Origin of the sequence: Neobacillus niacini, from assembly GCF_048572935.1 — a bacterium.
Taxonomy (GTDB): Bacteria; Bacillota; Bacilli; order Bacillales; family Cytobacillaceae; genus Neobacillus; species Neobacillus niacini.
The window spans coordinates 588390-595000 of record NZ_CP183883.1 but is presented as its reverse complement, the minus strand read 5'-3'; the positions used below and the strand labels follow the sequence as shown (position 1 = coordinate 595000).

Annotated in this window: 6 protein-coding genes, 2 tRNA genes and 2 rRNA genes (1 of these 10 only partly in view); 9 read left to right on the top strand and 1 reads right to left on the bottom strand. The window is 39.8% G+C overall.

Annotated features, from left to right (window positions below; genetic code table 11):
- The 9 genes from ACN6MT_RS02640 to ACN6MT_RS02600 all read left to right on the top strand — a co-directional run.
- Positions 1 to 258 (top strand): 23S ribosomal RNA (locus ACN6MT_RS02640); it begins 2679 nt to the left of the window's first position.
- Between the two features lie 72 nt (positions 259 to 330).
- A 5S ribosomal RNA gene (rrf, locus tag ACN6MT_RS02635) occupies positions 331 to 446 on the top strand.
- A gap of 73 nt (positions 447 to 519) precedes the next feature.
- Positions 520 to 593: transfer RNA gene (locus ACN6MT_RS02630), tRNA-Met, on the top strand.
- 34 nt (positions 594 to 627) lie between these two features.
- A tRNA-Asp gene (locus tag ACN6MT_RS02625) sits at positions 628 to 704 on the top strand.
- A gap of 181 nt (positions 705 to 885) precedes the next feature.
- On the top strand, positions 886 to 1359 hold the full coding sequence (gene tsaE / locus ACN6MT_RS02620) for a tRNA (adenosine(37)-N6)-threonylcarbamoyltransferase complex ATPase subunit type 1 TsaE (protein WP_419954711.1): 474 nt from the start codon (positions 886 to 888) through the stop codon (positions 1357 to 1359).
- Entirely contained in the window at positions 1340 to 2047 is a 708-nt protein-coding gene (tsaB, locus tag ACN6MT_RS02615; RefSeq protein WP_419954710.1) for a tRNA (adenosine(37)-N6)-threonylcarbamoyltransferase complex dimerization subunit type 1 TsaB, read from the top strand. The genes tsaE and tsaB overlap by 20 nt, the downstream gene beginning before the upstream one ends.
- 12 nt (positions 2048 to 2059) lie before the next feature.
- Positions 2060 to 2509, top strand: a complete 450-nt coding sequence (gene rimI / locus ACN6MT_RS02610; protein ID WP_063253357.1) for a ribosomal protein S18-alanine N-acetyltransferase — start codon at positions 2060 to 2062, stop codon at positions 2507 to 2509.
- Positions 2506 to 3528 carry a tRNA (adenosine(37)-N6)-threonylcarbamoyltransferase complex transferase subunit TsaD gene (gene tsaD, locus ACN6MT_RS02605; protein WP_419954709.1) on the top strand — a complete coding sequence of 341 codons (1023 nt, stop codon included), beginning with the start codon at positions 2506 to 2508 and terminating at the stop codon, positions 3526 to 3528. Before rimI ends, tsaD begins: the two co-directional genes overlap by 4 nt.
- Positions 3529 to 4045: 517 nt before the next feature.
- The gene (locus ACN6MT_RS02600) at positions 4046 to 4552 is read left to right on the top strand and encodes a Gmad2 immunoglobulin-like domain-containing protein (protein ID WP_419954708.1); all 507 of its coding nucleotides are present in this window, start codon (positions 4046 to 4048) and stop codon (positions 4550 to 4552) included.
- A gap of 33 nt (positions 4553 to 4585) precedes the next feature.
- Here ACN6MT_RS02600 and ACN6MT_RS02595 read toward each other — a convergent pair whose 3' ends face one another.
- Complete coding sequence (locus tag ACN6MT_RS02595) at positions 4586 to 6505, bottom strand: ABC-F family ATP-binding cassette domain-containing protein (RefSeq protein WP_419954707.1); 1920 nt, start codon at positions 6503 to 6505, stop codon at positions 4586 to 4588.
- Positions 6506 to 6611 lie beyond the last annotated feature (106 nt).

The window sequence follows — 6611 nt, the reverse complement described above, 5'->3', positions numbered from 1 at the left end:
GAGCTGTCCTTAGTACGAGAGGACCGGGATGGACGCACCGCTGGTGTACCAGTTGTCTTGCCAAAGGCATCGCTGGGTAGCTATGTGCGGACGGGATAAGTGCTGAAAGCATCTAAGCATGAAGCCCCCCTCAAGATGAGATTTCCCATAGCGTCAAGCTAGTAAGAACCCTGAAAGATGATCAGGTTGATAGGTCAGAGGTGGAAGCGCGGTAACGTGTGGAGCTGACTGATACTAATCGTTCGAGGACTTAACCAATTTTAAGGTGAACTCGTTTTTACACACTTCTTCTGATTATCTAGTTTTGAGGGAATGATACCTCAAAAACAGTCTGGTAATAATGGCGAGAAGGTCACACCCGTTCCCATACCGAACACGGAAGTTAAGCTTCTCAGCGCCGATGGTAGTTGGGACTTTGTCCCTGTGAGAGTAGGACGTTGCCAGGCTGTATTATTTTTAAAAATGTGTACATATATTATTTGTTAAAGCATATAATATATAGGTCACTAATATTATTGTCGCGGGGTGGAGCAGTCTGGTAGCTCGTCGGGCTCATAACCCGAAGGTCGCAGGTTCAAATCCTGTCCCCGCAATTAGTTTTTTCAAGAAAATACTTGAAAAAACTTTGGTCTGGTAGTTCAGTTGGTTAGAATGCCTGCCTGTCACGCAGGAGGTCGCGGGTTCGAGTCCCGTCCAGACCGCCACTATATCTTTTAAAATGCGAAACGTTGTTTCGTTTTTTTTATGCCTTTTTGCTTAAATAGCGAAAGTTAGGTAAAATACATAGTAAATGGACATCCTTAGGAGCTATCCTAAGGTTTTTTTTTACAAAATTAAGGTAGAATGTAGATAGAGATAAGCTATGTTAGAATAAAAGGTGATTATATGAATCAGTATGAAAAATATACAAAAGAACCCAGTGAAACATTCCAGCTGGCTTCTAATCTTGCAAGGTTGCTCCATTCAGGCGATGTCATTTGTCTTGAAGGAGATCTTGGTGCAGGGAAAACCACCTTTACAAAGGGGTTAGCAAAGGGACTAGATATAAAGAAAACCGTTAACAGTCCTACCTTTACCATAATAAAAGAGTATAGGGGCAGATTGCCTTTGTATCATATGGATGTATACCGGGTTGCCGATTCCTACGAGGATTTAGGCTTTGATGAATATTTTGAGGGTGATGGGGTTACGGTTGTAGAATGGGCTCATTTAATTGAGGAACAGCTGCCAAAAGAGTTATTAACAATTAATTTATATCACGAGGGTCCTGAAAAAAGAAGAATAGTGTTTGTTCCAAAAGGAAAAAGATATGAGCAATTATGTAAGGAGATTTTTCTAAATGACCATACTAGCGATTGATACTTCTAATTATCCATTAGGAGTTGCGCTTATAGAAGAAAATCAAGTTCTTGGTGAATATATTACTAACTTAAAGAAGAATCACTCGGTTCGAATTATGCCAGCGATTCAGACACTTATGAAGGATTGTGAAAGAGTACCAGCACAGCTATCAAAAATAGTGGTGGCGAAAGGTCCAGGGTCGTATACTGGCGTTCGTATTGGCGTTACCATTGCCAAAACATTGGCTTGGTCTTTAAAGATTCCATTGGTTGGCGTGTCTAGTATTGAAATTATGGCAGCTGGGGCAGGAAGATACTTTGATGGGTATATATCACCCCTTATTGATGCGAGAAGAGGACAAGTCTATACAGGGCTCTATGAATACCAAAGTGGGAAGCTTACGACGGTTAAAGAAGACCGCTTAGTTTTGTCCGTTGATTGGGCAGCTACATTAAAGGAAGTAAACAAACCGATTCTGTTTGTTGGGAACGACCTGCCGCTTCATCAAGCTGTGATAGAAGAAACACTAAGCACCCAGGCAGTGTTTGCGGCGATTACGGAGCATAATCCACGTCCTTCGGAGCTGGCTTTATTAGGTAAAGATAAACAAGGGGAAGACATTCATTCCTTTGTTCCTAACTATATCCGTTTAGCAGAGGCAGAGGCGAAGTGGTTAGAGGCAAATGGGAAAATTTTAAAAGGATAGGATTAAAGAAATATGGTAGATTCTTTTGTTTTTCGATATATGAAGGAAGAGGATATCGATCAAATTTTAGAGGTAGAACATGCCTCTTTCGCTACTCCATGGAGCAGAGAAGCTTTTTATAATGAAATTTATAATAACAAATTTGCAGTTTATATCGTTTTGGAAGAAGACCAAAAGATTATTGGTTATGTTGGTGCATGGGTAGTAATTGATGAAGCACATATAACGAATGTTGCAATTCTGCCTTCTTATAGAGGCAAAAAGCTCGGTGAAGCATTGCTTCGCAAAATGATGACTGTGGCGAAGGATATGGGAACAAGAAGCATGACGCTTGAAGTACGGGTAACAAACAATGTTGCACAATCTCTTTACCGTAAGTTAGGATTCCAAAATGGCGGCATCCGGAAAAATTATTATACAGATAATCAAGAGGATGCATTAGTGATGTGGGTGAATATATGATAAAAGATCAGTGGATTATGGGAATTGAAACGAGCTGTGATGAAACAGCTGTAGCTATTATTAAGAATGGCAGAGAGATCGCTGCAAATGTGGTTGCCTCCCAAATTGAAAGTCATAAGCGATTTGGAGGAGTCGTACCTGAAATTGCCTCCCGTCATCATGTTGAACAAATGACGATTGTCATTGAAGAGGCTTTAAAAGAGGCAGACATAACACTCTCTGAGTTGGATGCCATTGCCGTAACAGAAGGGCCAGGTTTAGTTGGAGCGTTGTTAATTGGTGTTAATGCAGCTAAAGCCCTAGCATTTGCCCATAACATTCCACTTGTTCCTGTGCATCATATAGCAGGACATATTTATGCAAATAGATTAGTTAAAGAACTTACCTTCCCTCTTCTATCCTTAGTGGTATCTGGAGGTCACACGGAGCTAGTCTATATGAAGGAGCAGGGGCATTTTGAAGTTATTGGTGAAACGAGAGATGACGCTGCAGGAGAGGCTTATGATAAAGTTGCAAGGACTTTAAAACTTCCTTATCCTGGTGGACCACATATTGACCGGCTGGCTCAAGAGGGCAGCGATACGCTCAATTTGCCAAGGGCTTGGCTGGAAGAAGGTTCATATGATTTCAGCTTTAGCGGATTAAAATCAGCGGTTATTAACACTGTCCACAATGCTGAGCAGCGTGGTGAAACGATCGCACCAGAGGACCTTGCCGCAAGTTTTCAGGAAAGTGTTATTGAAGTATTGGTGAAAAAGACAGTCAAAGCAACCGAAGAATATAAGGTTAAACAAGTGCTATTAGCTGGTGGTGTTGCAGCTAATAAAGGTCTTAGAAGAGAGCTTGAAAAAGCCTTTTCAACAAAAGCTGATATTGATTTGGTCATACCGCCATTAAATTTGTGTACAGATAATGCAGCCATGATTGCTGCCGCAGGAAGCATTATGTTTGATAAAGGGGTTCGCGCTGACCTCTCACTAAATGCAAACCCAGGTTTAGACATTGAATTATACAATTAGTTTAGAGTCCTTCTGGATAAGAAGGGCTTTTTTTATTGGAGAATTGGTTACGATTAAGATCGGATTGTGTCGATAAAATAGAGACGAGGAAAATTGGGCAACAATCAAGGCGGGATTGTGAACAAAAGCAATGTCGATGAAAAATCAGTCGAAATAAAGGTGCCTGTCGGTTAATCCACAATTTTTGGGGTTAAGAACCTACATTTTTGTGGATAACCTTTTACAAGAAATATGTGCATTAACTGAATTATGTGGATAAACCACCGTTATTTTGTGGACAATGTGGATAAGTAGAGTTTTTTCTGTGGATAATGTGGAAAAGTGTGAATAGACCCTAAACACTAAGTTTTTTATTGTTAATAAAGTTGTGGAAAAGGTATCATGAGGAGAAAATTGGTGGTTTTTCGCGGAATTTGTCGATTAGTTAGTGAAAATGTAAGATAATTTTTTGCTATGCAAAACGTTAAAATAGGTGAATATAATTAATAAACAATAATGTATTTAAAAGGAGCATAGAATGAAGGCAAAATTAATGCTATTATTAATGGTTTTATTTCTTAGTTTAACTGCCTGCAGCCAAGATTCTAAAACACAAAATGGTAAGGAACCAAATAGAACTGATTCGGGTGAAACAGATCAAGGTGAAAAAGAACCTGATGTAACAGAGGATGAGGAGAAAGACTCAGATGTTACAGTTGAAGAGGATATACAAGAAGAGGAAGAGAATAATCAGTTTGGAAATGATGTATTTAAGGAGGTAAGTGTTTCAACCTTGGAGGATGGCAGTATGTCCCTAAGGGGTAAGGCAAGAGTGTTTGAAGGTGTTTTTCAATATGCTGTTGTCTCTGGCACGGAGATATTGCTTGAAAATAATTATCAAACAGAGGGTGCACCTGCATGGGGGAACTTTGACATTACTATTGATAAGGAGTATTTGACAAAAGAAAAAGTTTCAATTGAGCTATTTGTATATTCAGCAAAGGATGGAGCAAAAACAGACATTTTAACGATTCCAATAAAATAAGGGTTGGATATCTTTATCCAAGCCCTTATTTGGCTATTCAGCCAGTTCAGCCCATTCGTCCATTAACTGTTCAAGCTCTGACTTCGCCTTTTCGTTATTTAAATTGATTTCTAGCACTTTCTCGTGGTCCTGAAATATTTCAGGCGCGCATAACTTTTCATCGTTATCCTGAATAAGTGCCTCCAACTCTTCTATACGTAATTCTATCTCTTCTAATTTTCTCTTACGCTGACGCTCCAGCTTTTTACTTTCTTTATCTTGAAGATACGAATTTTTATCTGGAACTTCGGAAGCGGTCTGTTTTTTTACGACGCTTGCGCTCTCTAAAGCCTTGAGCTCCTCCTCCTCAAGCTTTTTCTCCAAATAATAGTCATAGTCACCTAGATACTCTGTGCTGCTATCCTTACTAAGCTCCAGGACCTTGGTGGCTATTCTATTGATAAAGTATCGATCGTGTGATACAAAAATAATGGTACCAGGGTAGTCGACTAGTGCATTTTCAAGTACCTCTTTACTGTCTAGGTCCAGATGGTTCGTAGGCTCGTCCAATATTAAAACGTTTGCCTTCTCAAGCATTAATTTGGCTAGTGCCAATCTTGCTTTTTCACCGCCGCTTAATGTTGACACTATTTTTAATACATCGTCACCTGAAAACAGGAAGTTACCTAAGACTGTCCGTATTTCTTTTTCATTTTTTAACGCCCATTCATCCCAAAGTTCATTCAGAACCCGCTTATTAGAGGTCAATTCTGCCTGTTCCTGGTCATAGTATCCTATTGCTAGATTTGCACCATATTGAATGGTACCAGCAAGTGCAGGCAGTTTTTTGATGATGGTTTTTAAAAGCGTAGACTTCCCGATACCGTTAGGACCAACTAAGGCAATACTTTCACCACGATAGGCCCGCAATGAAATATTCTCAGATACTTTTTGTCCATCATAACCAACTGCTAAGGAGTCCACACTAAGTACATCATTTCCAGTTTGTTTCTCAATTTCAAAGGAGAAGGTAGCAGACTTCTCATCACCTAAAGGACGGTCCATCAAATCCATTTTCTCCAGTTTTTTACGCCGGCTTTGAGCTCGTTTCGTCGTAGACGCGCGGGCAAGGTTACGCTGGATAAAGTCTTGAAGATTAGCGACCTCCTGCTGCTGCTTCTCATAAAGCTTCAAATCGCGTTCATAATTCGCCGCTTTTTGATCAAGATAGGCGCTGTAGTTACCGATAAATTTTTGAATTTGCTTACGTGAGACTTCATAAACCTGTGTCACAACTTTATCAAGAAAATAGCGGTCGTGTGAAACGATCAATATCGCCCCGTCATAGCCTTGTAAATACTGTTCGAGCCAGGAAAGAGTATCAATATCAAGATGGTTGGTAGGCTCGTCCAGGATTAAAATATCTGGCTTGGTTAAAAGGAGTTTCCCTAAGGCAAGGCGCGTTTTCTGCCCGCCGCTTAAAGAAGAGATCATTACAGTATTATCGTGAAAATTTAATCCGTGCAGGATAGAACGAATATCTGCTTCATACTGATAACCGCCTTGTTCTTTAAATTTCACTTGTAGTTGATCGTATTCATTTAGGATTCTCTCGTATTTGCTTGTGTCCGCTATTGCAGCAGGATCTGACATTTGAACCTCGAGTTGTCGAAGTGACGCTTCCATAGCTCTTAGTGATTCGAATACGGTCAGCATTTCATCCCAAATCGATAAATTTGATTCTAGTCCAGTATTCTGGGCCAAATAGCCAATGCTTACCCCTTTTGGCTTAATAATTTCGCCGCCATCATGTGACAAATGCCCAGCAATAATTTTTAATAATGTCGATTTCCCTGCACCGTTACGCCCGACAAGTGCAACACGGTCCCGAGTTTGTAATTCTAATTTTATATTCGATAAAATAAGGTCTGCACCATAGTATTTTGCTAGTTGATTAACTTGTAATAATATCATTTTTTTCACCTCTATTACTAAAACAAGTGTACCTTATTCCACCAATGTCGGCAATAAAGTGGGATGTCATTGGAGAAAATAAGAAGGAATACTTAAAGAAAAAAAT

Coding starts and splice junctions, on each gene's coding strand:
- tsaE (WP_419954711.1), top strand. CDS start 886: ATGAATCAGTATGAAAAATATACAAAAGAACCCAGTGAAACATTCCAG.
- tsaB (WP_419954710.1), top strand. CDS start 1,340: ATGACCATACTAGCGATTGATACTTCTAATTATCCATTAGGAGTTGCG.
- rimI (WP_063253357.1), top strand. CDS start 2,060: ATGGTAGATTCTTTTGTTTTTCGATATATGAAGGAAGAGGATATCGAT.
- tsaD (WP_419954709.1), top strand. CDS start 2,506: ATGATAAAAGATCAGTGGATTATGGGAATTGAAACGAGCTGTGATGAA.
- ACN6MT_RS02600 (WP_419954708.1), top strand. CDS start 4,046: ATGAAGGCAAAATTAATGCTATTATTAATGGTTTTATTTCTTAGTTTA.
- ACN6MT_RS02595 (WP_419954707.1), bottom strand. CDS start 6,505: ATGATATTATTACAAGTTAATCAACTAGCAAAATACTATGGTGCAGAC.